Genomic DNA, 3,427 nt, shown 5'->3' on the forward strand with positions numbered 1-3,427 from the left:
GGGGTGTTTTTTATGATGATGAGATTGGATAATTTTTTTGTTGAAGAAATGCAAAAAAATGGTTTTGATGTTGATTTTAAGCGATTAAAACAGATTTATCTTGATTCTAGAAATAGACATTCTGATGATATTGAAAAGGGAAAAGTACGTGCTTTAAATGAGCGCTTGAAGTATGAAGATTAGGAGATAAATGAGTATGGGATTATTTGAAGATTATTACGATGAGCATGACTTAGATAAAAATAGTGAATACAGCCATATGAGTAAAAAAGAGTTAGTGATTGAAGCTGAATATTTACATAATTCTTTGTGGAATATTTTGAAATATGTTGATAACGGCGGTACAGATATGGATGTTGTTAAAGCGGAAGTCTATGACGGCATATACGAAAGTCGGATATAAACATTGCATGTTTAGTGATTTTTGAAATTTTGTTCCATGGTTTTTGTGGATCAAAAATTTCGGTTTTGCGAATTAAAGGAATCTCGCGGAAAAGATAGCCGAGATTTTTTTTAATTCTGGCGTCAATTTTTCTTAGAAAAATTAAGCTAGTGAGTGGCGATTATTTTGGCGGAAGAGAACAGCTAAAATTAACTGCCACGAGAGCAAGATTTTCCGAACAGGAAAATGAGCGGTTGGGTCTGTCCCGCTGGCAAGGCGACCCTCGGTAGAGCCAAACTTTACAAGGTAAAGTATATTGGCTATACCTTGCATGGAGGTTTGCCGAATTCTGTGCTATGCTCTAACCAAATTTAGCTGTTTGGAATGGAGTGGTGAAATGAGTTATTTAGTGGCTAATATGCAGAAATTAAAAGCTGATAATTTAGTTGGCTTGGGTAATCATGATCAACGCCGAACGCGACATCACAAAAATACTGACATTGACGTTAACCGTTCTGACTTAAATTATGATTTAGTTGCTGGTCGGACTAACCATTTCAAAACAGATATTGAAGCTTACATTAACGAGCACAAAACCAGCCAGCGGGCAGTTAGAAAAGATGCCGTTTTAGTCAATGAATGGATTATTTCTAGCGACAGCAATTTCTTTACGAATTTAACGGCGGCTGATACTCGCAAGTATTTTGAAACAGCGAAGGACTATTTTGCTGAAAAATTTGGTGAAGATAATATTCGTTATGCAATTGTTCATCTTGATGAGAGTACCCCACATATGCATATGGGGATTGTCCCCTTTGATGATCAATATAAATTATCTGCTAAACGAGTATTTAATCGCACGGCTTTGCGAGATATTCAAGATCAATTACCGACTTATTTACAACAGCATGGTTTTAATGTTCAGCGTGGGGTTCAAGAATCGGAACGTAAAAGTTTGACGGTACCGGAATATAAAGCCATGCGGGAATCTATTAAGCAGGGGCAGCAAAAGTTAGCAGCGGTTGAAAATGAAACTAAGCAGCGCCAAGCGAAACTTAAAACGTATCAAGCCACTAAATTTGATGTGAATAGTGTTAAAACGAAGGAATCTCGTTTTCATAAGCGGTATGTGCTGGTTGACCGTTTTGATTTTGATAAACTTAAACAGGGTGCCAGCTTAACGGATACGTATTTTACTGAAACCTTGTCCCAAAGGTCTGATATGGATATTCAAAAAGACCGACTGATTAAAGCTGAAAGTAAGGCTATGGAATTAGATATTGAGAATCGTCGTCTTCAAAAGTTAGTCGGGACGCTACAAGGAATTGTTCGGAGCGTTGACCACTTCTTACAGCGCAAACTAGGGGTTGGTTTACCAAGTGAGTGGCTAGAACGGGCTGGACTAAAAGAACCGTCTAAAAAAGCCTCTCAGAGGCCACAGGAGCGTTCCAAGGGACAACATGATGAATTAGATGGTCCAAGCCTTTGAATTTGGTCTATGGCTTTAATTTAACCGCTGATGAGTATTGGAACTGTTTAATGGCCGTCAGTCAACGGTAAATCGAATTAAAGGGACTTACTGCTTTAGCAGTTAGTCCCTTTTTGAGGCTTTAAGGAGTTGATTGACTACTGGATTAGAATACTTTTGCGCATGCAAAGAAAAGCACCCCTGCTTTTTTTGCCTGCCTTACGGCGAGTACGGGGTGAGTTTGAGCGGGGGCTCCCGCTCATTTGTGGGGTCCAGCTGGTTCAGCTGGTCGGTGTGGCTGAAAGCCACGGTTTTAAAAAAGACAGTTCAGTGAACTGTCTTTTTGGGGTTTGAAAGCGACGTTTTTTGTCGCTTTCCTCTTATCTTGATACTAATAGAAACAACTGGATTTTGCTGTTTTTGTACATATGCCTTGCTATTATAGGGTTTTGGTGTATTATTGAGGTATAAATTTTAATAAAGAAATACAAAATAAAAACCCACGTGAAGTCTCTGATTTGGTCGTCCGAGCACGTGAGGTGATTATCATTCGCGATTTATAGTCTTATTCTAGGGGGAAAACCCTATTCTGTCAAGGCTGTAAGCTTAGCTAAAATGATATTTCAGCTCCTTCACGTGGATAGAACGGAAGGAGCTTTTTATGTCTAAAGTATTTAAAGATAAAACAGAAAATGGCAAAGTAAGACCTTGGCGAGAACGTAAGATTGAAAATGTGCGCTATGCAGAATATTTGTCAATTTTAGAATTTAAACGGGCACATGATGTCCGAGGTTGTGGTGAAGTTTTACGTTTTCGGAAGATTGGGGAGCATTTGAAGCTGTATCAGACTTGGTTTTGCAAAAAGCGGTTATGTCCGCTATGCAACTGGAGAAAAAGTATGAAAAATTCGAGCCAATTAAAACAAATTATTGCAGAGGCAGTTGCGCGAGAGCCTAAAGGGCGGTTTTTGTTTTTAACTTTGACCATTAAGAATGCTTATTCAGCAGAAGAGTTAAAAGGGTCTTTACGAACTTTAACTAAGGCATTTAATAAATTAGTTAAATACAAGAAAGTCCATAAAAATTTATTGGGTTATTTACGTTCAACGGAAATAACCGTCAATGAACAAGATGGGTCGTATAACCAGCATTTACATGTTTTATTGTTTGTAAAATCTAGTTATTTTACCGGGGATAGCGTGAATTATATTAAGCAAGAAGAATGGGCAAAATTGTGGCAAAGAGCTTTAAAGTCTGATTATGAGCCTGTGGTACATGTGCAGGCTGTTAAAGCTAATAAACGCAAAGGAACTGACTCTTTGCAAGCTAGTGCGGAAGAAACTGCCAAGTATGAAGTGAAGTCGGCTGATTACATGACGGCTGATGATGAGCGTAATTTGACGGTGATTAAAGATTTAGAGTATGCCTTAGCTGGAACACGACAAATCAGCTATGGTGGTCTGTTTAAGCAAATTAAGCAAGATTTGAAACTTGAAGATGTTGAAAATGGTGATTTGGTTCATGTTGGCGATGAAGATTACACCAAAGAGCAAATGGAAGCTGCGGAAGAGGTTGTCG

4 protein-coding genes are annotated in these 3,427 nt (G+C 38.5%); all 4 read left to right on the top strand.

Going from position 1 to position 3,427, the window contains the following annotated elements; genetic code table 11:
• A partial coding sequence (locus JCM2765_RS16295) for a hypothetical protein (RefSeq protein WP_054737568.1) occupies positions 1–183 on the top strand: 183 nt, incomplete at its 5' end.
• Between the two features lie 13 nt (positions 184–196).
• Positions 197–403 (top strand): hypothetical protein, encoded by a 207-nt coding sequence (locus tag JCM2765_RS16300; protein ID WP_016377513.1) that lies wholly within the window; start codon positions 197–199, stop codon positions 401–403.
• A gap of 376 nt (positions 404–779) precedes the next feature.
• The gene (mobV, locus tag JCM2765_RS16305; RefSeq protein WP_054737569.1) at positions 780–1,871 is read left to right on the top strand and encodes a MobV family relaxase; all 1,092 of its coding nucleotides are present in this window, start codon (positions 780–782) and stop codon (positions 1,869–1,871) included.
• Between the two features lie 640 nt (positions 1,872–2,511).
• A partial coding sequence (locus tag JCM2765_RS16310) for a protein rep (protein WP_082405193.1) occupies positions 2,512–3,427 on the top strand: 916 nt, incomplete at its 3' end.

Origin of the sequence: Secundilactobacillus similis DSM 23365 = JCM 2765, assembly GCF_001311075.1 — a bacterium.
Lineage (GTDB): Bacteria > Bacillota > Bacilli > Lactobacillales > Lactobacillaceae > Secundilactobacillus > Secundilactobacillus similis.

Excerpts from the sequence above, each read along its gene's own strand:
- JCM2765_RS16300 (WP_016377513.1), top strand. The coding sequence starts at position 197 with ATGGGATTATTTGAAGATTATTACGATGAGCATGACTTAGATAAAAAT.
- mobV (WP_054737569.1), top strand. The coding sequence starts at position 780 with ATGAGTTATTTAGTGGCTAATATGCAGAAATTAAAAGCTGATAATTTA.